The sequence below is a fragment of the Amycolatopsis sp. 195334CR genome, assembly GCF_017309385.1.
Taxonomy (GTDB): domain Bacteria; phylum Actinomycetota; class Actinomycetes; order Mycobacteriales; family Pseudonocardiaceae; genus Amycolatopsis.
Genome location: NZ_JAFJMJ010000001.1, coordinates 1,531,413 through 1,552,045, shown reverse-complemented (window position 1 = coordinate 1,552,045; position 20,633 = coordinate 1,531,413). Strand labels below are relative to the sequence as shown.

At 70.7% G+C, this 20,633-nt stretch carries 17 protein-coding genes and 1 tRNA gene; 11 read left to right on the top strand and 7 right to left on the bottom strand.

Translation table 11 applies throughout. The annotated features are described in order from the left end of the window. Positions 1–31 precede the first annotated feature (31 nt). Positions 32–2,962: a tetratricopeptide repeat protein gene (locus tag JYK18_RS07530; RefSeq protein ID WP_206801413.1), complete on the bottom strand. Its 2,931-nt coding sequence runs from the start codon at positions 2,960–2,962 to the stop codon at positions 32–34. Between the two features lie 131 nt (positions 2,963–3,093). On the opposite strand from JYK18_RS07530, the gene JYK18_RS07525 reads away from it, so the two are divergent. Genes JYK18_RS07525 through JYK18_RS07515 form a run of 3 tightly spaced genes read left to right on the top strand, consistent with a single transcriptional unit; the run spans position 3,094 to position 8,322 of the window. Beyond that, positions 3,094–3,696 (top strand): hypothetical protein, encoded by a 603-nt coding sequence (locus JYK18_RS07525; protein WP_206801412.1) that lies wholly within the window; start codon positions 3,094–3,096, stop codon positions 3,694–3,696. Continuing rightward, on the top strand, positions 3,693–4,637 hold the full coding sequence (locus JYK18_RS07520; RefSeq protein WP_206801411.1) for a hypothetical protein: 945 nt from the start codon (positions 3,693–3,695) through the stop codon (positions 4,635–4,637). The genes JYK18_RS07525 and JYK18_RS07520 overlap by 4 nt, the downstream gene beginning before the upstream one ends. Then, complete coding sequence (locus JYK18_RS07515; RefSeq protein ID WP_206801410.1) at positions 4,561–8,322, top strand: TIR domain-containing protein; 3,762 nt, start codon at positions 4,561–4,563, stop codon at positions 8,320–8,322. The genes JYK18_RS07520 and JYK18_RS07515 overlap by 77 nt, the downstream gene beginning before the upstream one ends. Positions 8,323–8,458: 136 nt before the next feature. On the opposite strand, the gene JYK18_RS07510 is transcribed toward JYK18_RS07515, so the two are convergent. Then, positions 8,459–8,531: transfer RNA gene (locus JYK18_RS07510), tRNA-Arg, on the bottom strand. 223 nt (positions 8,532–8,754) lie between these two features. Here JYK18_RS07510 and JYK18_RS07505 point away from each other — a divergent pair. The 7 genes from JYK18_RS07505 to JYK18_RS07475 all read left to right on the top strand — a co-directional run bounded on the left by JYK18_RS07505 (position 8,755) and on the right by JYK18_RS07475 (position 15,544). Next, positions 8,755–9,405: a response regulator transcription factor gene (locus JYK18_RS07505; protein ID WP_113694589.1), complete on the top strand. Its 651-nt coding sequence runs from the start codon at positions 8,755–8,757 to the stop codon at positions 9,403–9,405. Positions 9,406–9,427: 22 nt separating this feature from the next. Beyond that, complete coding sequence (locus JYK18_RS07500; RefSeq protein WP_206804077.1) at positions 9,428–10,030, top strand: trimeric intracellular cation channel family protein; 603 nt, start codon at positions 9,428–9,430, stop codon at positions 10,028–10,030. Between the two features lie 51 nt (positions 10,031–10,081). Further along, complete coding sequence (locus JYK18_RS07495) at positions 10,082–10,774, top strand: response regulator transcription factor (RefSeq protein WP_206801409.1); 693 nt, start codon at positions 10,082–10,084, stop codon at positions 10,772–10,774. A 62-nt stretch (positions 10,775–10,836) separates the two neighbouring features. Next, positions 10,837–12,201, top strand: a complete 1,365-nt coding sequence (locus tag JYK18_RS07490) for a HAMP domain-containing sensor histidine kinase (protein WP_206804076.1) — start codon at positions 10,837–10,839, stop codon at positions 12,199–12,201. 80 nt (positions 12,202–12,281) lie between these two features. Further along, the gene (locus JYK18_RS07485) at positions 12,282–13,070 is read left to right on the top strand and encodes a DeoR/GlpR family DNA-binding transcription regulator (RefSeq protein WP_206804075.1); all 789 of its coding nucleotides are present in this window, start codon (positions 12,282–12,284) and stop codon (positions 13,068–13,070) included. Beyond that, positions 13,067–14,152: a galactose-1-phosphate uridylyltransferase gene (gene galT, locus JYK18_RS07480; RefSeq protein WP_206801408.1), complete on the top strand. Its 1,086-nt coding sequence runs from the start codon at positions 13,067–13,069 to the stop codon at positions 14,150–14,152. Before JYK18_RS07485 ends, galT begins: the two co-directional genes overlap by 4 nt. 66 nt (positions 14,153–14,218) lie before the next feature. Beyond that, positions 14,219–15,544, top strand: a complete 1,326-nt coding sequence (locus JYK18_RS07475) for a S1C family serine protease (protein WP_206801407.1) — start codon at positions 14,219–14,221, stop codon at positions 15,542–15,544. A 240-nt stretch (positions 15,545–15,784) separates the two neighbouring features. Here JYK18_RS07475 and JYK18_RS07470 read toward each other — a convergent pair whose 3' ends face one another. The 5 genes from JYK18_RS07470 to JYK18_RS07450 are packed head-to-tail and all read right to left on the bottom strand — an operon-like array spanning position 15,785 to position 19,167. After that, positions 15,785–16,180, bottom strand: a complete 396-nt coding sequence (locus JYK18_RS07470; RefSeq protein WP_206801406.1) for a hypothetical protein — start codon at positions 16,178–16,180, stop codon at positions 15,785–15,787. After that, complete coding sequence (locus tag JYK18_RS07465) at positions 16,177–17,307, bottom strand: molybdopterin-dependent oxidoreductase (RefSeq protein ID WP_206801405.1); 1,131 nt, start codon at positions 17,305–17,307, stop codon at positions 16,177–16,179. Before JYK18_RS07465 ends, JYK18_RS07470 begins: the two co-directional genes overlap by 4 nt. Continuing rightward, the gene (locus tag JYK18_RS07460; protein ID WP_206801404.1) at positions 17,256–17,858 is read right to left on the bottom strand and encodes a methyltransferase domain-containing protein; all 603 of its coding nucleotides are present in this window, start codon (positions 17,856–17,858) and stop codon (positions 17,256–17,258) included. The genes JYK18_RS07465 and JYK18_RS07460 overlap by 52 nt, the downstream gene beginning before the upstream one ends. Then, positions 17,855–18,523: a DUF2064 domain-containing protein gene (locus JYK18_RS07455; protein ID WP_206801403.1), complete on the bottom strand. Its 669-nt coding sequence runs from the start codon at positions 18,521–18,523 to the stop codon at positions 17,855–17,857. The genes JYK18_RS07460 and JYK18_RS07455 overlap by 4 nt, the downstream gene beginning before the upstream one ends. Beyond that, on the bottom strand, positions 18,520–19,167 hold the full coding sequence (locus tag JYK18_RS07450) for a glycosyltransferase family 2 protein (RefSeq protein ID WP_206804074.1): 648 nt from the start codon (positions 19,165–19,167) through the stop codon (positions 18,520–18,522). Before JYK18_RS07450 ends, JYK18_RS07455 begins: the two co-directional genes overlap by 4 nt. Positions 19,168–19,314: 147 nt before the next feature. Here JYK18_RS07450 and JYK18_RS07445 point away from each other — a divergent pair, with 147 nt between their 5' ends. After that, positions 19,315–20,625, top strand: a complete 1,311-nt coding sequence (locus JYK18_RS07445; protein ID WP_307795807.1) for a hypothetical protein — start codon at positions 19,315–19,317, stop codon at positions 20,623–20,625. The last annotated feature ends 8 nt before the right edge of the window (positions 20,626–20,633 follow it).

Sequence of the window (20,633 nt, the reverse complement as noted above, 5' to 3'; positions counted from 1 at the left end):
CCGCGGGCGGCCGGATCATTTCCGCGAGCGATCAGCCCGGCCCGCACGCACAGGACAGGGCGTCGCGTTCCGTGTGGACTTCGTCCGACTCGGGCACTTCCAGCTCCGCGAACCCCGCCTCGGCCGCCTCCCAGTGCGGGACGGCTTCGGCATGCCTGCCCAGTGCGTGCAAGACCTGGGCGACGCCGCGGTCCGCGTGGGCCCGATGGGTGTGGTTCCCGGTACCGGCCGCCAGGTCCAGCGCGCCCCGGTACAACCGGAGCGCCTCCGCCAGGTCGCCGCCCGCCTGCGCGGTCGCGGCGCGGTCGCGGTAGAGCTGGGTGCGCAGGTCGGCGTCGAACACCTCGGCCGCCACGGCGGTGGCCCGTTCCTGGTAGCGGGCTGCCTCCACCAGCCGGCCGGCCAGCCGATGCACCGTGCCGATGTTGGTCAGTGCGTAGGCGGCAACGCAGTTGTCACCCACCTGACCGGCGAGCTCGTGTGCCTCCCGGTGATCAGCCAGCGCCTCGCCAAAGGAACCCAGTTTCTGCCGGATCGAGCCGAGGTTGTTCAGCACGTGCGCCAGGCCCTGCACGTGGCCGATCTCGCGCAGGATCGGCACCGCGGCGCGGTGCTGGCGCAGTGCGACGTCCAGCTTCCCGTGCAGTTCGTTGAGGTAGCCGAGGTTGCTCAGCGCGTGGGCCTGGCCGCGCAGGTCGCCGACTTCTTCGTACTTTTCCAGCGCCGCCTCGAAATGCGCGATCGCTTCACCGTGCCTGCCCAGCTCCATGGTCGGAATGGCGATCGCGCACAAGGTAGCCGCCTCACCACGTGCGTCGCCCACCTGCGCCCACCTGGGCAGTGCCTGCTTGGCCAGGTCGAGTGCTTCGGTGAGCCGGCCGAGCCGGTTTTGCGCGGTGGCGAGCCGGAGCAGCACGTGCGCCTGCCCATAGGCGTTGTCCGGATCGGCGGACACGATTTCCTTGGCGAGCTTCATCGTTTCCAGCCAGTCCTCGAACTGGCTGGTGGTGTGGAAGTAACGCCAGATCAGCACGGCCAGCCGCCAGGCGTGCTCCGGCCGGTCGTGTGCGGCGGCGTGGCGGATCGCCGCCACCAGGTTCTCGCGTTCGTCGGCGATCCAGGCGATCGCGGTGGCCGCGCTGTCGAACTTCCGCGCCACCGAGCAGGTGCGGTCCACCGCGGGCAGTCGCGGCCGCTCGAACGGGTACGCGACGCCCACCGCGTCCGCCAGGGTGACGAGGTAGAAGTCGAGCAGCCTCGCCACGGCGTCCGCGGCCTCGTCCGGCGTGGCCGGAGGAGGCTCCGCTGCGGCGAACTCCTTGAGCGGGTCCAGCATCTGGTAGCGCTCCGGGGCCAGTTCCTCCAGCAGGCACACCTCGTGGAGGTCGTCGAGCGCGAGGCGGGCCTGGGGGAGGGGACGGCCTGCGAGCGCTGACGCTCCCGCCACCGTGATGTGTGGTCCTGGCGCGTGGCCGAGCAGGCGGAACATGGTGCGCTGGCGATCGCCGAGCTGCTGGTAGGAAACCCGCACCGCGGCGGCACCAGCCACGTCGTCGGTGTCCGCGTGCCACGGGCCGCTCTCCTCCAACAGGCGGACCAGGTGTTCGAGCGGCCACCGCTCGTGCCTGCGGAACAACGCGGCCACCACCCGGATCGGCATCGGGAGGTAACCGCACCGCTTGACCACCGCGGCCACTTCGGCGGACTGGCCGCGGACGCGGAGTGGGCCGGCCAGCGTGCGGAACAACGCGACCGCGTCCTCCGGCGGCAGCGGGCTGAGCCGCACCTGCTCGCCGGTGTCCGGCTCACCCACCCGTCTGCTCGTCACCACGGCGAAGCAGCCCGGCGCCTCCGGCAGCAGCGGACGCACCTGGTCCGCCGACGCGGCGTTGTCCAGCACGATCAGGGTCCGGGTGCCGTACAGCTCCGTCTGGAACAGAGTGGCTTTCCGGCCGGCCGACGCGGGGATCTGCTCGGCGGGCACACCGAGTTCGACCAGGAGCTGGGTGAGCGCTTCGCTGACGCTCATCGCGGGCACATTCGGGGTGAACCCGTTGAGCCGAACCAGGAGTTGCCCATCCGGGAACCGGTCACGCAGCCGGTGCGCAGCTTCGATGGCCAAGCCCGTTTTGCCGACACCTGGCGCGCCGCTCACCCACACCGCGTGACGCCCTTCGGCGGCGGCCATCCGGATCTCGTCGAATTCGGCGGTGCGACCGGTGAATCCGCCGGGTCGTGACGCCAGGGAACTGGCGGGCTCACCGCGTTCCGCCCGCGCGGCGATGTTGCGCAGCACCGGGCCCGGCTCCACCCCGAGCGCCGCGAGGGCTTCGCTGGTGCTCTGGAAGACCCGGATGGCCTCCACCCGGTCGCCGTTCGCGAGCAGCGCGCGCATCAGCAACTCGGCGTGCTTCTGCCGGTCCGGCTCCTTGCGCACCAGGCGACGCAGGCGGTCCCGCGCGGATCGGTGGTCGCCCGCGGCCAACTCCAGTTCGGCGAGGTCACCGACGGCGTCGAAGTAGCTGTCGTCCGGGGAGACCACGTCGGTGCCGCCCACGCGGTCGATGTCGATGTCCTCGAGGAACCAGCCGCGCCACAGGTCGACGGCGGCACGCAGCAGGTCGATCGCTTGACGGGGGTCGTCCGCCTGCCGGGCTTCCGCGCACAAGCGGTCGAACCGGCTGGTGTCGATCTGCTCCGGCGACACCCGCAACAGGTAGCCGGTCGCCGTGGTTTCGATCGCCAGGTCGTCGGCGTCGCCGAACGCCTTGCGCAGTTTGTTGATGTACCCGCGCACGAGCGTCCGCCGCTCGAGGTTGCCGCCCCACACGATCTCGGTCAGCCGCTCCGCGGTCACCGGCCGGTTCGCGTGCAGCAGGAGCACCACCAGGATGAAGCGTTGCTGCTGATCACCCAGCGGCACGGGGGCGTTGTCGTGCCACGCCTCCAGGGGACCTAGCATCCGAAATTCCACTCCGCCTCCTGGTTCGCGAGCTTGATCTCGCTGGATAAGTCGCACAAGCGCCCATCCGTGTGTCGGCGGATCCGCGTTCTTTCGACTTCTGGTCGACACGGGGCGGGCAGGTTCGCGGCATGGTGTTGTCCTGTTATGTGGTCTGCGACCTTTCCTGCTCGATGATCGATCACCTCGACGAGCTGAACACCGGCCTGCGGGAGTTCCGCGGAGCGCTGCACGCGGACCGGTCCGTCGCCGCGCGGGTCCGCGTCTGCGTGATCGGCTTCGCGGAGGTGCCGTTCGTGGTGCAGCCGTTGCGCCCGGCGCTCGAACCGGCCGAACTGCTCGGGGCGGCGCCGGACGGGGGCAGTGCTTTCGGGGCGGTCTTCACCTTGTTGCGGAACACGATCGACGGCCGTTCACTGGTCTTCTTCATCTCCGACGGCCGGGCGACCGATCCGGACTGGCCTGCCGCCTTCGCCGAACTCACCGATCCGAGCCGGGGCACCCCACCGGAGGTGGTCGCCTTCGGCGTCGGTGCGGCGGATCCGGTCACGCTGGGCCGGATCGGCAGGTCACGGGCGTTCTTCGGCCGGGACGGGGTCCGGTTGGGTGCCGCGCTGACCGCGTCGGTGGCGAGGGCCGTGCGGACGGGCAATCCACGACATGTCCACTCCTGGTCCACTCGCCCGTCGCACGCTGCCGGGGAACCGGAAAAAGCAGGGGAGGCGAGTCGATGAACAGGCACGGGGAGTTGGTGCGCGAACTGAAGTCGCTCCGCAAGGGGCGCGGGGTCCACGTCGGCCGGATCGGGGAGCGGATCGGCCCGAACCTGAGCCTGGTGTGCGGCATCACCGGGGACGACGGCCCGGTGACCATCCGGGGCAAGGTCGTTTCCCGGCTGGTCGAGCTGGCCGAACACCTCCCGGACGACCTGCGCGTGGCGACGGTGGCCGCGTTCGCGCTCACCACCGAGGTGCGGATGCCGCTCTACCAGGACCGGGTCGGCTGGGCCGCGTCGAGGATCAACCGCGATTCGCGGACCGTCCGCCGCCGGGTGGACGAAGCCATCGATCAGCTGGCCGAACTGGTGATCACCGTTCCCCGTGCCGCGGACGGTGCCTGGCACATCGCGGAACTGCACGTGGCGGTGACGCTGGACCGACCGCAGCCCGAGGTGCTGGAGCAGTACCGCCTCTTCGCGGACCAGGACGGTCTGACCGAACTGGACTTCTCCTCCCCGCTGGCCGTCGGACGTCGCCCGGAGGAGGCCGACGTGATCTACGGCGGCACGCTGCGGCACCACGGGCCGGTCTCGCGCACGCTGGTCCTGCCGGAACCGTTGCAGCGGGGGAAGTCCCACGACTTCGCGGTACGGTTCCGGCTGCCGAGGCTGCAGTCGTACGTGGTGCAGGCGCGCCAGCGCCCCTGCGACCTGTTCGAACTGAGACTGCGGTTCGGGCGGGAACTGACACCCGCGCACGTGTGGACCCTCCGCGACGTGCGCGAGGACGCGATCTCGCAGCAGGGGCACCAGCACCCGGTGGACCGAGCCGGTGAGGTCCACCTGCGTTTCCGCCGGCTGCTGCCGGGCCTTGCCTACGGTGCCCAGTGGGACGCGGAAACCACCGCGCGGCAACGTCCCTGCACCTGTGGGGAGGGAATGTCGAATGCCTCCTGAAGCCAGCGGAAACCAAGAGGAAACGGGAAACCCATGGCTTGCCCCGGAGAACAGGGGCAATCTCATCGGCATGTTGTTCATCAATTTCCGCGTTGGCGACGGTGAAGACAAGGCGGCCTGGCTGGACGCGGAATTCAGCACGGTCTTCGGCAAGGACCGGGTTTTCCGATCGAGCCGGTCCATCGACCTCGGACACGACTACGAGCCGATCATGTGGGGTGCGGTCGAGAACTGTTCGGCGATGATCGTCGTGATCGGCGACAGGTGGTTGTCCGACTTTTGCTCCCGGTTGTTCGAGCCCGATGACGTGGTCCGCAAGGAGATCGCGATGGCGCTCGCCGCGGGCAAGCCGGTCATCCCCGTTCTCGGCCTCACAGGGTGCCTGCCACGGGCCGAGGAACTGCCGCCGGATCTCGCCATGCTGGCCAACTGCCAGTACATCCGGCTGAGCTACCGCGACTCGCACGCGCTGCCCGGCCTGGTCGACCGGCTGATCGATTCCGCTCCCGAACTCGGGATCGGTGCGCGGGAGGGAATCGAGGACCTGGCGTCGTGGAGTCGTGAACGTACTGCGCTGACCAGCCCGGAACTGCCCGCCGACCTCGCCCTGCTCGGTCGTCAGGGCGAGGTTGAACGGATGCGGGCCTGGTTGGCCGGCCCGGCCGGGAACCTGATCGTCCAGGGCCAGACGACGGACGAGGTCGCCGCATTCGCGGCCGCCGTCCTAGAGCAGCACAATCCACACCACCGCGCGGTACGGGTATCTTCCGAAGCCGGGTGGAAGCACGCGGTCAAGATTCCGGCGTCGTTCCCCGCTGTGGTGGTGAACGATGGCATTCCCGTGGCAGAGGGGCAACAGACCAGACACGTGATCATCGCCCGAGATGGATTCGAACATCGCCACGGTGATCTGGTCTTGCCACGCGTGCCGCGGGACGAAGCGCGGGACGCCTTCCTCGCCGCAGGGGTACCGCGGCACCGAGCTGACGAGTACGCGGGTCTTGCTCGGCGCAGCCTCCGCGCGTTGACCCGGCGGCTCAGCCCGAACATGCCGCGCCCACCGTGGACGGAGGCCCCCGCTTCGGCCATCGCGACACCGCTGGTCCTCATCAGCCGGTGGTCCACGGTGAACTCCGCCGATCACGAGGTCATCGCCCGGATCACCGGAAGGGACTACGCAGGCGTCGAACGGTTCCTGTCGGCCGGAGCGGTTTCCGGCGATCCACTGGTCCATCGGAGTGGCTCCCGTTGGCAGCTCGCCGACCCGTTCGACGCGTGGACTCAGCTGATGGCGCAGGTCAGTGCGTCGGACATCAGCCGGTTCAGCGAGGCCGTGATCGAGGTGCTGAGCGAGACCGATCCGGTGCTCGAACTCCCCGACTCGGAAGCGCCCTTCGCCGGAATGCACGGTGTCGACCGGACGTGGTCCGGCGACCTGCGGAGAGGGCTTGCCCACGGGCTCGCCCGCCTGGGTGCCGCCGGAACGGTGACGATCGCCGGCGAGGCAGCCGAAACGCACGCGGCCCGCGTGGTGCACCGGCTCCTGGAAAAGGCGAACGAGGACCGGACCGGCTTGCTCTGGCGTTCCCTCAGCGACGTTCTCCCGCTGCTCGCCGAAGCATGCCCCCGCGTCTTCCTGGAAGCTGTTCGCAAGGGGCTCCGCGGAGAGAGTCCGTTGCTGCGCGTCATGTTCGAGGATGCCGAGGAACGGACACTGTACCGGCACTCGGCGCACACCGGCCTGCTCTGGGCGCTGGAAACCGTCACCTGGGCGCCCGAGCACAGCACCGCGGCGGTCTTGCTGCTGGCCCGGCTGGCCGAAGTCGATCCCGGCGGCGGGCTGGGCAACCGGCCGGCCCAGTCGCTGGTGAACCTGCTCACCGCTCGGCCGGTGAGCCCGATCGCGCTGGATCGACGGCCGAGCCTCATCAACCACGTGCGAAGGCAGTACGCGGAGGTGGGCTGGCAGCTCCTGTGCGACCTCACCGAACCGCACATGCTTCTGATGTTCCCCGAACGGCCCCGGGTACGACACGACTGGAGCGAGCAGGAAGCGCCGCAGGTGGACACCACGGAGGCCTACGGGGAGGAGGTTCTCCAAGCCGTGCTGGCCGACCTGGCCGCCGAACCCAGTCGCTGGACCGGCTTCCTGCCCCGGTTGACCTCGGTCGGTCCGCAGGTCCTGGATCGCTTCCTCGACGCCTTCGAGACCACCGAGTGGACCGAAACCCGGGAACTTTGGGAACAGGGCAAGAAGTTGCTGAACCGGGAACAGGGGGTGGGGGACAAGCTGCGACACCTGACGCAGGAGCAGGTGGAGCGCTTGTCGGCCGTTCTCGACCGGATCGAGCCGACGCTCGACCCCACGAGGCACGCTTGGGCGTTCGGCTGGCACCCGGACCTGCCCGGCGTCGACTTCACGGACCTGCAAGCACACCAGCCAGCGATCGAAGCGTTGCGGCAAGAAATCGTGGCTGCCGAGTTGCCCCGTCACGGCGTCGACGGCTTGGCGCGCCTCGCGGAGGTCAGTGACCGAGGAGACTGTGTCGGCTGGACGCTGGCGCAGGTTGCCGGGGACACCGTGCGGGACGAGGTGTTCACCTTGCTCGGTGAGCCCATCGCGGCTGGCTGGATCCGTTGGCGTTCCCGTGAAGGCGGACGTGGCTGGGTTGCCGGCGCGGTGGCGGCCCTGCCGGAGGATCCAGCGGCACGGACGGCGTTCCTCCTCGCGCTGCCCGTGGACTGGGTGTTCGAATGGCTCGATGTGGCAACGCCGGAGGTGTCCGAGCGCTTCTGGCAGCTGACCCCAGCTTTTCCGTTCCCCGCGGAACGCGCCGAGGAGTACCTGGCGGAGGTACTCGGTCAGGACCGACCCGAAGCCGTCATCGACGCGTTGTCCCTCTCACTGCACGGGAACGACGTCGGCTGGCGGCCGTCGATCGAACTCGTCGAGGCGGCTTTCCACCGCCTCCGGAGTTCACCGCGGCAGATCAGCCAGCACCTCGTGTATTCGATCGGCCGCCTGCTGACGTACCTGTGCCATGCGGGGCAGAGCCTGCGTGGCGTGGCGTCGTGGGAAATCGCCTTCGCCAGGATCTTCCACGACCGGCGACCTCGCGCTTTGCTGGAGTTGATCGCCGCCGACCCGGCGAACTTCGTCGAGTTGCACCGGTACCGCTTCCTGCCGGACGAAAAACTGAACCCCGAAGCCATACAGTTCTTCATGACCGGGGAACGCCTGCGCTGCATACCCGGGCGGTCGGGGGACCAGGTGGATCGCGAAGGTTTGCGGAGCTGGGTGGAGCAGGCTCGTCTGTTGCTGGACGAGGTCGGGATGCGGCGCAGTGGTGACCGGTCCATCGGCACGCTGCTGTCGGACGGACCGGCAGGAGAAGACGGGGCCTGGCCCGCTGAGGCGGTTCGGGAGGTTCTCGAGCTCGAAGACGCCGATGAACTGCGCGTTGGATTCGGCATCGGCCTCGCCAACAACGTCGGCTTCTCGACCCGGGGCGTCTACGACGGCGGGCAGCAGGAACGACAGACCGCGGCGAACTACTTGACCTGGGCGGATGCGGTGGAGAACGACTGGCCGCACACCGCTCAGGTCCTCCGCGACCACGCCGAATCCCTGCGGTCACGGGGCAGGCACTGGGACAGCAAAGCCGAGGACGACCACGACGAGTGACCACGCTGGCCGTGGGTGGTCTAGGCCAGGTCGCCCACGCAACTGGTCACCCTCTTGACCCGCGCGACCAGCTGCGGCCGCTGACTCCACTGTGGATGGATTGCGCCCGTTCGGGGGAGCGAGAGTGCGCCTGGAGTGCCCCCGGCAGGATTCGAACCTGCGACACCCGCTTTAGGAGAGCGGTGCTCTATCCCCTGAGCTACGAGGGCGGGGACGTGCGCTCCCAGCCTACCGGGCCCGGCCCCGCGACCGCAGGCCAGGGGAAAGATCAGGGATTGATCACGACGCGTCATAGAACCGCCCCACCACCGTCACCGTATTGCCGGTGGTCACCAGGCGGGTGTGGCTCGCTTCGAAACCGACGCTACCCCTAGGTAACCTTCGGCGATGGGAAGCGGGGACCCCGCGTCCCCCGGCAGCCGGAGGCGTCCGTTGATCAAGGTGATGTTTGCCGACGACGAGGAACTGGTCCGCTCGGGCCTGCGCGCGATGCTGTCCGGAGCACCGGACATCGAGATCGTCGGCGAGGCCAGCGACGGCAGATCAGCCGTCGAGACCGCGCGCCGGTTTCACCCGGACGTGGTGCTGCTCGACATCAAGATGCGCGCCGCCGACGACGGTATCCGGGCGCTCCGGGCCATCCAGGCCTTCCCCGAACCGCCCACGGTGGCCATGCTGACCACCTTCGACATCGACGAGTACGTCAGCCTCGCCCTGCGGCTCGGGGCCAACGGCTTCCTGCTCAAGGACATCGACCCCGCCGCCCTGCTCAGGGCCATTCGCGACCTCGCGCGCGGCGGCGCCGTCCTCGACCCCGGGGTCGCCGCCCGGATGGTCAACGCGCACCGCGACGAGCAACGCGCCGCCCAGCCCGCGCGCAAGCTGCTGGCCTCGCTGTCCGAACGCGAGCGCGAGGTCGTCGGCCTGATCGGCCAGGGCCTCTCCAACGCCGAGATCGGTGGCAGGCTGCACCTGTCCGAGGCCACCGTCAAGGGCTACGTCAGCGCCGTCCTCTCCAAGATCGGCGCGGCCAACCGGGTGCAGGCGGCGCTGCTCGCCTACCGCGGCGGCCTGATCGACTGACCCCGTGCTCACCGCGCTGGAGATGATCGGGCTGGTCGCCTTCGCCGGCTCCGGTGCGCTGGCCGCGGTGCAGGCCCGGCTCGACCTCTTCGGCGTGGTCGTGGTGGGCCTGACCACCGCGCTCGGCGGCGGGATCATCCGCGACGTGCTGCTCGGCATCACCCCGCCGACCACCCTGCGCACCTGGCCCTACCTGGCCGTTTCCGCCGCGACCGCGCTACTGGTCTTCCTGTTCCACCCGCAGGTGGCGCGGCTGCGGCGGGCCGTGCTGCTGGCCGACGCGATCGGCCTCGGCGTGTTCGCCACCGCGGGCACCTCGATCGCGCTGCACGCCGGGGCACCGGTCTACACCGCCTGCCTCATTGGCATGACCACCGGTATCGGTGGCGGTGCGGTGCGTGATCTCCTGCTCCGCGAAATCCCGCTCGTGCTGCGCAAGGAGATCTACGCCGTGGCCGCGCTGGCCGGGTGCGTGCTCGTCGGCGTCGGTCACCTGCTGCGGCTCCCGCCGGGCCTGGTCACCACGGTCGCCGCGGTGACCACCGTCGCGATCCGCGTGCTGGCGCTGTGGCGGCGCTGGAACGCCCCGGTCGCGAAGGGCACCCCACCGAGTACATTCACCTGATTCTGCGCGTGCTCTTAGGACTGTCTCAGACCGGCGGGTAAGACTGTGCCCATGCGCATTCTCGTTGTCGACGACGACCGGGCGGTCCGCGAGTCGCTTCGCCGCTCCCTGGAGTTCAACGGCTACCAGGTCGAACTGGCCAGCGACGGCGCGATGGCCCTCGAGTCGATCATCGCCAACCGGCCCGACGCGATGGTGCTCGACGTGATGATGCCCCGCCTCGACGGCCTGGAGGTGGCCCGCCGCCTCCGCTCCACCGGCGACGACCTGCCGATCCTCGTGCTCACCGCCCGCGACACCGTGTCCGACCGGGTGTCCGGGCTGGACGCCGGCGCCGACGACTACCTGCCCAAGCCGTTCGCGCTGGAGGAGCTGCTCGCCCGCCTGCGCGCCCTGCTCCGCCGCGCGAGCCCGGACGCCCAGCCCGGCCAGCAGGTCGAGACGCTCTCCTTCGCCGACCTCACCCTCGACCCCGGCACCCGCGAGGTCCGCCGCGGCGACCGCGAGATCAGCCTGACCCGCACCGAGTTCGCGCTGATGGAGCTGTTCCTCTCCTACCCGAAGCACGTGCTCACCCGCGGCCGCATCCTCGAGGAGGTCTGGGGCTACGACTTCCCGACCTCGGGCAACGCGCTCGAGGTCTACGTCGGCTACCTGCGGCGCAAGACCGAGGCCGGCGGTGAACCCCGGCTCATCCACACCGTCCGCGGTGTTGGCTACGTGCTCCGCGAGACCCCGCCGTGAGCGCAGGCGTCCAGACGGTGGTGGTCGGGGAGGACCCCACGCCGGAATCGAGCCGCCGCCGGATGTCGCTCGGCTTCCGGGTCACCATGCTCGCCGCGGTCTGCGTCGCCGGCGCGGTCGCGCTGGCCTCGTTCGGGGCCTACTTCACCGTGCGCGACAACCTGTACAGCCAGATCGACGAGAGCCTGAACTCGCGCGCCAGCACCGTGCTCAACGACCCCGACGTGGTGCGCACCGGCGGCGCCGAGATCCCCAGCTACATCTTCAAGCTGGCCGACGTGCAGTTCGACGTGATCTACCCGAACGGCGAGAGCGCGCTGCGCGACCAGGTCACCGGCCGCCCGCCGATCGGCCAGCCGGAGCGGCAGGTCGCGGCCAGGACCGGCGGCCCGTCGATCCGCACCGACGGCAAGACCGACTCGCGCGTGCTCGCCGTGCCGTACGAGGTCACCGGCGGCACCCCGCTCGCGTTGATCATCGCCCAGCCGCTCGAGGGCACCAAGCGCACGCTGAACGAGCTGTCCGTGGTGCTCCTGCTGATCGGCGGCGCCGGCATCATCGTCGCCGCGCTGGCGGGCACCGTGGTCGCCCGCGGTGGGCTCCGGCCGGTCGAACGGCTCACCCAGGCGACCGAGCGGGTGGCGAAGACGGGCGACCTCACGCCCATCCCGGTCAGCGGCGACGACGAGCTGGCCAGGCTGACGCACAGCTTCAACACCATGCTCGGCACGGTCGCCGACTCGCAGGAGAGACAGCGCCAGCTGGTCGCGGACGCCGGGCACGAGCTCCGCACCCCGCTGACCTCGTTGCGCACGAACCTCGAACTCCTGCTCGCGGCGAACCGCGCGGGCGCGCCCAAGCTGTCCGACACCGACCGGGCGGACATCGAGGCCGACATCGGCGGCCAGCTCGACGAGCTGACCCAGCTGATCGGCGACCTGGTCGAGCTGGCCCGCGCCGACGAGCCGCGCGCGCAGTTCGAGCGGGTGGAGCTGGTCGAGGTGGTCGAGCGCGCGCTGGACCGGGCCCGGCGCCGCGCCGGTGAGATCGAATTCGACGTGGACCTGCGGCCGTGGGTGCTCAGCGGCGACTCCAGCGCGCTCGAACGCGCGGTGCTGAACCTGCTGGACAACGCGGTGAAGTTCTCGCCGTCGGACGGGCACGTGCGGCTGCGGCTGTACCCGCTCGGCGACGGCACGGCGGTGGTCGAGGTCGCCGACTCCGGCCCCGGCATCGCCGAGGAAGACCTGCCGAAGGTGTTCGATCGGTTCTATCGTTCCTCCGAGGCCCGCACCCTGCCCGGCTCCGGCCTCGGCCTGGCCATCGTCAAGCAGGCTGCGGAACGGCACGGCGGCACGGTGTACGCGGGGCAGGCGCCCGGCGGTGGCGCGCTGCTGACCATCCGGCTCCCCGGGGTGCCCGGCTGACAAAATCCTGACGATCGCGATCGGTGTTTGATCGTGTAGGATTTTGTGTAGTTGATGGGGTGCGGGATGGAGTCGACAAAGTGCTGGCGCGGCAGCGACAGGCGGTGATCCTCGAAGAGGCGCGGCGGACCGGTGCGGTCCGGGTCAGCGACCTCGTCGGCAGGCTGGGCGTATCCGACATGACGGTGCGCCGCGATCTCGACGTGCTCGCCAGCCGCGGGCTGGTGGAGAAGGTCTACGGCGGCGCGACCTCGGTGGTCGGCAAGAGCACCGACGAGCCGGGCTTCGAGGCGAAGTCCGTGCGCCAGCGCGCGCAGAAGGAGGCCATCGCCGCGCTCGCCGCCGGCCTGGTCAAACCGGGTACGGCGATCGGCATCTCGGCGGGCACCACCACCTGGACCCTGGCCAGGGCGCTGGACGCGGTGCCCGGCCTGACCATCGTGACGAACTCGATCCAGGTCGCCGACGTGCTGCGCGGGTCCAGCCAGCCCGACCGCACGGTGGTGCTGACCGGCGGGGTGCGGACCCCGTCCGACGCGCTGGTCGGCCCGGTCGCGGTGAACAGCCTGCGCTCCCTGCACCTCGACGTGGTCTTCCTCGGTGTGCACGGCATGGCCGACGGGCCGGGCTTCACCACGCCGAACCTGACCGAGAGCGAGACCGACCGGGCGCTGGTCGAGGCAGGCCGCCGCCTGGTGGTGCTCGCCGACCACACCAAGTGGGAGATCGTCGGCATCTCCACCATCGCCGACCTGGACGAGGCCGACGTCGTGGTCAGCGACGACGGGCTGTCCGAACGCGCCATCGAAATCCTCCGTGAGAAAGCTGGAGAGTTGATCATCGCGAATGTGCCCGGGGACGACGAGTGAAGCGCACGTCGCACAAGCTCGCGGACGGCCGGGAGATCATCTACTTCGACGCCGACGAGCACGCCCCGCCGCGCACCGCGGTGGACACCAGGGACCTGCCGCCGGTGGCGGCGGCCTCGGAGATCCGGCTCGACCCGCTGACCGGCGAGTGGGTGGCGATGGCGGCGCACCGCCAGACCCGCACCTACAAACCGCCTGCCGACCTCTGCCCGCTCTGCCCGACCAAACCGGGGAAGCCCAGCGAGATCCCGGAATCGGACTACGAGGTGGCGGTCTTCGAGAACCGCTTCCCATCCTTCGCCCAGGGCGTCTCCGGCTCCGAGTCCACTGTGGACGGCCTGCCGATGGTGCCGCTGGCGCCGGGCCGCGGCCGCTGCGAGGTGGTCTGCTTCACCAGCGACCACGACCGTTCGTTCGGCCAGCTGAGCCGTCGCCAGGTGCGCACCGTGGTCGAGGCGTGGGCCGACCGCACCGCCGAGCTGTCCGCTTTGGACGGTGTGCGGCAGGTTTTCCCGTTCGAGAACCGGGGTGAGGAGATCGGCGTCACCCTGCACCACCCGCACGGGCAGATCTACGCCTACCCGTTCGTCACCCCGAAGACCGCCCGCATGCTGGAAGTCGCGCGCGCCTACCAGGCCGAGCACGGCAGCCACGTGCTCGGTGACGCGCTCGCCGCCGAACGCGCGTCGGGGGAGCGCGTGATCGCGCGCGGTGAGCACTGGACCGCGTTCGTGCCGCCCGCCGCGCGCTGGCCGGTGCAGGTCCAGGTGGTGCCGCACCGGCAGGTGCCCGACATCCCGGCGCTCACCGACGCCGAACGCGACGACTTCGCGTCCGTCTACTTGGAAGTCCTCGGCCGGTGTGACGCGCTTTACAATCGCCCGCTGCCGTACGTGGCCGGCTGGCACCAGGCCCCGGTCGGCGCGGGTCGCGAGGACTGGTGGCTGCACCTCGAGCTGTTCTCCGTGCTGCGGAGCAAGGACAAGTTGAAGTACCTTGCCGGTTCGGAGTCCGGGATGGCCGTCTGGGTCAACGACACCACCCCGGAGCAGATAGCGGAGAGGCTGCGCGCCGCGCACTGAGTCGTTCTGGTCCAACCCACAGGTTCGGCTCAGGTGCCTCTCAGGACCGGAGCGCATGGTGGAGACATGACCGAGAACGACCCGCACGGCCAGGGGCCGGAAGCTCAGGACAAGCCGGATCACTCCGCTGGGAACGAGTACGCCGCGCCGAACCCGTGGTCGGCGCAGAGCGCGCACTCGGAGCAGACCCAGCAGTACGCGGAACAACCGCAGCAGCACAACCCGTACGCGAGCCCCGGCCAGCCGTACTACCAGCAGTACCAGCCCGGTGGCACCGCCGTTTACCCGCCGCAGCAGCAGCAACAGCAGCGCGGCCAGGGCGCGGGCAAGCTCGTCGCCGGGGTGGCCGTGCTGGCCCTGCTCGTCGGCGGTGGCGCGGGTGCGGTCGGCGGTTACCTGGCCTCGGACGGCACGACCTCGTCAGCCAGTTCGCTCGAAGCCCCGCAACCGGCCAAGCAGACCGGCAACGCGCCGGCGGGCTCGGTGGAAGCGGTGGCGCAGAAGGTCTCGCCGAGCGTGGTCCAGCTGCAGGTGGTCGGCCGGGGCGGCCAGGCCAACGGCGGCTCGGGCTTCGTCATCGACGGCAACGGCTACATCCTGACCAACAACCACGTGGTGGAGAACGCCGCGAACGGTGGCGGGCAGATCCAGGCGGTGTTCCAGGACGGGCGCAAGGCCGCGGCGACCGTGGTCGGCCGCGACCCCAGTTCCGACGTCGCCGTGGTGAAGGCCGAGGGCGTCAGCGGGCTGACCCCGGTCGAACTGGGCCGTTCCGACGACCTGAAGGTCGGCCAGGGCACGGTCGCCATCGGCTCGCCGTTCGAGCTGTCCGGCACGGTCACCTCGGGCATCGTCAGCGCACTGCACCGGCCGGTGCGGGCGGGCGGTGACCAGGGCAGCCAGGCCACCGTGATGGACGCGGTGCAGACCGACGCGGCGATCAACCCGGGCAACTCGGGTGGTCCGCTGGCGAACATGTCCGGGCAGATCATCGGCATCAACTCGGCCATCTACAGCCCGCCGAGCAGCGGCCAGTCGCAGGGAGGCAACGTCGGCATCGGCTTCGCCATCCCGATCGACCAGGCCCGCCGGACCGCGGACGAGATCATCAAGACCGGCAAGGCCACCCAGACCTTCGTCGGCGCCACGGTGACCGACGCGCCGGAGGGCGGCGCGGCGATCCGCGAGATCACCCCGGGCAGCCCCGCCGAGCAGGCCGGGCTGAAGGCGGGCGACGTGGTCACCAAGATCGACGAGCGGGTGGTGGACAGCTCGGACGCCCTCGTCGCGGCGATCCGCACGAAGGCGCCCGGCGACCAGGTCAAGCTGACCCTGGCCGGGAACAACGTCATCGACGTGACCCTCGGCGGCCAGCCCGTTCCGACCAACTAAGTGGTCACCACCGGGCGTCTTCCACGGATCTCGACGGCCCAGCTTCCCGCTGGACGCACCGCGCCAAGGCCCGAGTACGACTCCGGTACGAGGGCCTCGGCGCGGCACGCCCAGCGAAAACCTGGATCCGCCGATATCCGCGAAGGACACCCGGTGGCAACCACCAAAACGCTCGGTCGCAGCGGCGACCGAGACCAACTCCCGGCCTCGCAGGGACCGGTGGAGATGAACCGCGGGTGATCAGGAAGCCCCCTCCTGATCCCCGCGGTTCAATATGCGCACGACGAGGTACAAGCCGACGCCGAGCCACACCGCGGCGAGCGTGAGGCCGAGGCCCAGCCAGGTGTTGCCGTCGTGCAGGCCGGGGCTCGGCGGCGTGCCGTAGGTGCGCCACAGCAGCGGAACGGCCAGCAGGCACAGCACCCCGGTGAGCGCGCCGCCGACCAGCAACGGCTTCGCGTGCGGCAGGCGCGTGAGGGCCCAGCCGATCAGCGCGACCACCGGCGCGAGCAGCAGATCGTGCACCAGCGGTCCGGCGACCAGCCAGAGCCCGACCGAGAAGTCGGCCAGCGGCACCAGCAGGTATCCGCCGTAGACCAGCGCGGCGATGCCTGGCAGGGCGAGCAGGTACCTCATCGGACCTCCAGTCGGCGGACCCACTTCGTCTGCAGCACGCCCGGCCGGTTCGGCGCGATCACGCGGCACGGGTAACCGTGGTCGGGCGGCAGCACCTCGCCGTTCAGGGTGAGCGCGAGCAGGGTCAACGGGTCGGCGGTGTGCGTTCCCGGTAATTCACTCGTCGCGTACAAACCGTTGCGTTCCAGGGAAAGCACGCGCACGTCGGCGCCCGGCTCGGCGCCGGCTGCCCGCAGGAGGTCGGGGAAGGCGACCCCGCTCCACACGGCCGACTGGCTCCAGCCCTCGACGCAGGCGATCGGAAGTTCCGCGGTGGTCTGCGGAAGGGCGGCGAGTTCGGCGCGGGAGAGGGACTTCGTCCCGGTGGCGGTGGCGATTTCCAGTCGCCAGTTCGGGTCCTGTGCGGTGGAGAGCACGCCCGCCGCGGCCGCGGTCCGGTTCACCGGCAGGTCCCGGCCGGAACGCCACGACAGCCCGGAAACGTTGCGCAGCAGGGGAACCGTCGCGCCCGCGGTGGCGACCACGGCGACGCCGGTGACCAGCCAGGTGGACCGCAGGAAGCCCCGCCGGGAGAGCCCCGGTGCTGGTTCCTCCGGCTCCTTCGGCCCGCGGATGATCGGCAGTTTGACCGCCACGTGCACCACCACCGAACCGATCGCGATCCACGCGACGGCGTAGTGCAGCGACGGGAAGTAGAAGTTCCACGGGTAGTTCTGCGCCACGTTCAGCAGGCCCGTGGTCACTTCGAAGAACGCCGCCCCGGAGAGCACCAGGATCGACAGCCGTTCCAGCGCGTGCGGAATCGATCGGATCGCCGGCTTCTCGAACAGCTTCGGGTAGACCGTCCACAGCTTCGCCAGCAGCAGCGGGATCGACGCGATCCCGGAGATGACGTGCACGCCCTGCGTGATCCGGTACAGCTGGACCGGGCGGCTCGGCCAGCCGAACCAGCCCGGCGGGTGCTGGATGAGGTGGCTGAGCAGGCCGGTGAGGAAGCACAGCAGGAAGGCGACGCCGAGCGCGATGCCGATCCGCGAGGTCACTGCCGGGGAGTGCGCGGCGGCGCGGAAGCGGTTCACCGTCGCCTCAGCTCGGCGAACCAGCGGTGACCGCTGAGGGCCGTCCATTCCGGACGGAAGCCGGTGCGGGCGGCGAGGTCGCCGAGCGCGTCCGCGCCGACCCACGCCCACGGGAACCAGGAACCGGCGTCGATGCGGACCTCGCTCCGCCGCAGGCCCTGACCGGGTGGATCGAGCTCCACCAGCGCCGTGCCGTCCGCACCGAGCAGGCGGTGGACGCGGTCGAGCAGGGCCACCGGGTCACCGCCGATGCCGAGATTGCCGTCGGCGAGCAGGACGTGCCGCCAGCGCCCTTCGCCGGGCAGCGGGCGGAACACGTCGCGGTGCAGTGCGACCGCGCCGCGTGCCCTGGTCAGGCGGATGGCCACGGCCGAATGGTCGACGCCGAGCGCGGTGATCCCGCGGGCGGTCAGCGCGGCGGTGAGCCGACCGGGGCCGCAGCCGAGGTCGACCGTCGGGCCGGTGCAGCGGCCGAGCAGCAGCTCGTCGCCCGCGCCGGGTTCGTCGCTCCAGCGTTCGGCGGGGAGCCGGATGCGTTCCCCGGTCCCGGATTCCAGCCAGCATGGGCCGCCGAGCAGGCCGGTGTCGAAGGCGGTCATGGCAGCACCGCCGTGGCGAAGCGGCCGCGCGTTCGGTACGCCACCGCGATCGCGTCCTCCATGGTGTCTACATCGGACAATCTCGTGCCGATGTCGATGGTGAGTCCCAGTGCTTTCCTGGTGAGTGCGCCGGTGTCCGGTGTGGACATGGGCACCTCGGTGAGAGCGCGGGCCTTCAGCGGGTCGCGCAGGCCCAGCGCCCACCAGCCGCCGTCATCGGCCGGGCCGAGCACGGCCTCGCGTTCGTCGAGCCGTTTCGCCGTCGCGGCCAGGAGAGACGGCGTGACCTGCGGGGTGTCCATGCCGATCTGCAGCACGGGGAGGCCGGGGAAGCGCGCGGCGGTGTCGGCGTGCGCGTTGGCGAGCCGTTCGCCGAAGGTGGTGCCGCGCTGGGGGAGGACGGTGGTGCGTCCGAGCGCCTCGGTGAGTTCGGCGCGGTTGGCGGCCGCGTCCAGGTCGCCGGTGAAGGCGACGACCGGGGTGGCGCCGGGGGTGGCGAGCACGGCGTCGAGCGTGTCGAGCAGGGAGGCGGCGGCGATCCGGGCGGCTCGTTCCGGGGTCGCGGGCGGGCAGAGGCGGGTCTTGGCGAAGCCGGGTACGGGGGCCTTGGCGACCACGAGCAGGGCGAAACTCGGTTGAGGGTGGGCGGCAGGAGGGTGGTTCATCGCGCGAGCACCCGCCCCATGTCGCGGACCGCACGCAGCGTGCCGCGCACCGAGCCGGACACCTTCGACTTGGTGCCCCGGGCGCGTTCGCCGTAGCTGACCTCGAACTCGTCGATCCGCCAGCCCGCTCGCCCGGCCTTCACCAGCAGCTCCAGCGGATAGCCGAAAGCGCGATCAGTGATCTGCAACGAGAGCAGGTGCTCTCGCTTGGCTGCCCGCATCGGCGCGATGTCGCTGACGCCGAGGCCTCGGCGGCGGAGCAAGGCCGCGAGCAGCGCGTTGCCGGCTCGCGCGTGCCAGGGCCAGGCGGCGGGGCTGGTCGGCACCCGGCGGCCCACGGCCAGGTCGGCGCCGCTCTGCACGGCGGCCACCAGCACCGGCAGCTCGCGCGGGTCCAGCGAACCGTCGGCGTCCAGGAAGGCGACCAACTCGGCCGTCGCCGCCTCGAGTCCACTGTGGACGGCGGCACCGTAGCCGCGCCTCGGTTCGTGGACCACCTTCGCGCCGAGATCCGCGGCGATCTCCGGTGAGCCGTCGGTGGAGCCGTTGTCGACCACGATCGCGCGGTAACCGTCGGGCAGCGCGCCAAGGACCCCGGGCAGCGCGGCCGCTTCGTCGAGACAGGGAAGTATCACGTCGACCATCACGGCGAGTCACGCTATGGCTGTTGTGGACACCGAAAAACCCTTGGCGTGCTTACCAAACTGTGACAGCCACGAGGTTCTTACCGGATGGTGACGGACCGCCGTTCCGCCTCGACGCGCCGGTACCGCCGGGCTTACCGTGCGCTGGTGGTCGACGTCCTGCCGCGCAAATCCGTCGCGTCCCGAGGTGATCTGGCCGCCGTCGGCGTCGCCGCGGTGCTGGTCGCGCTCGGCACGGCGCTCGGGCTGTACTTCAACCGCCCCGGTTCCGGGGTGGTCATCTACGCGTTCGCGCCGCCGCTCTACGGCGACTGGCTGCCGCGCGTCGGCCCCGGTTCGCTGTTCGCGGTGCTGGTCGCCGCGGCGGTGGTCATGTGGGGGCCGTCGCTTGCGGAACGGCTTTCGTGGCGCTCGCTGCTCGCGCTCGGCTACGGCGCGACGGTCTGCTGGACGATGTCGCTCGCGTTGATCGACGGTTTCCGCACCGGTTTCGCCGGACGGCTCGAAAGCGACCACGAGTACCTGCGTGAGGTCCCCGGCATCACCGACATCCCGGTCATGCTCCGCGAGTTCAGCTCCCGCATCCTCGACTTCCAGCCGGATTCGTGGACCACCCACGTGTCCGGTCACCCGCCCGGCGCCACCCTGGTCTTCGTCTGGCTCGACCGGCTCGGCCTCGGCGGAGGCACCTGGGCCGCAATCGTTTGCGTCCTGGTCGGCTGCCTGTTCGCGGTGGCCGTTCCGGTGACCGTCTCCGCGCTCGGACGTCCCGAGGCGGCCCGTGCGATGGTGCCGTTCGCGGTGTTGTTCCCCGGCGCGATCTGGGTGGGCGTCTCGGCGGACGGCCTGTTCGCCGGGGTCACCGCGGTCGGCGTCGCGCTGCTCGCGCTGGCCCGTCGGCGCCCGCTGCTCGCGTTGCCCGCCGGGGTGGTGCTCGGGTTCGGGATCTTCCTGTCGTACGGCTTGGTCCTGCTCGGCCTGATCGCGTTGGCCGTGGTGCGGAGTTGGCGGACGTTCGCGCTCGCGCTGGTGGGCGCGCTGGGCGTGGTGCTGGCGTTCGCGCTCGCCGGGTTCTGGTGGCTGGACGGGTACCACCTGGTTGTCGAGCGGTACTACCAGGGCATCGCCAGCGATCGGCCGTACGCGTACTGGGTCTGGGCGAACCTGGCGTGCCTCGCCATCGTGCTGGGGCCCGCGCTGGTCGCCGGGGTGCGGCGGACGGTCGCCGGCCGCTGGTCGGATCCGGTGGTGCTGCTCGGGCTGGCGGCACTGCTGGTGGTCGCGTTCGCGGACCTTTCCGGGCTTTCGAAGGCCGAAACCGAGCGGATCTGGCTACCGTTCGCGGTGTGGCTGCTGCCCGCCGCGGCGCTGCTGCCGGCGTCCGGCAGGCGCGGGTGGCTCGCCGCGCAGGCGGTGACCGCGCTCGTGGTGAACCATGTGGTCTTCACGTACTGGTAGGAGCGGGA